We start from the raw sequence: 422 nt of genomic DNA, 5'->3' as shown, positions 1-422 counted from the left end.
GCGGATCCTGGAGCTGCACGGCGCGCGGATGATCGAGCGGACCTTCGATCCCGGCTTCCGCATCGGCCTGCACCAGAAGGACCTGAACCTCGCCCTGGACAACGCCCGGACGCTCGGCCTCAGCCTGCCCGCCACGGCGCTGGCGCAGCAGCTGTTCTCGGCCTGCGTGGCGCAGGGCGGCGGAGGCGAGCGCCTCGATGGTGCTGGCGAGGGCGTATTCGGCATCCTTGAGATCCGTCTCGGCGTTGCGCACGGCATTCTCTGCTGCCGTCGTGGCGGTCTGAAGGTCCTGGTGCTCCACACCCCGCACCGTGGCAGCGGCGAGCGTGCCGGTCAGCGGATCTCGGCGCTCATAAGCTTCGCGCAAGGCGCAGCGAGCCAGGCGCTGGCGCTCGTGCAGGCGCAGCAGCTTCGGATGGTCC

1 protein-coding gene is annotated in these 422 nt (G+C 70.4%); it reads left to right on the top strand.

Translation table 11 applies throughout. From position 1 onward, the window contains the following. On the top strand, positions 1-422 hold a 422-nt coding region (locus tag KZZ07_RS26695), incomplete at both ends, for an NAD-binding protein (RefSeq protein ID WP_219519951.1).

Source organism: Mameliella sp. CS4 (genome assembly GCF_019392335.1).
GTDB lineage: Bacteria > Pseudomonadota > Alphaproteobacteria > Rhodobacterales > Rhodobacteraceae > Antarctobacter.
The sequence above is the reverse complement of the archived record's forward strand: the minus strand, read 5'-3'. Positions and strand labels throughout refer to the sequence as shown.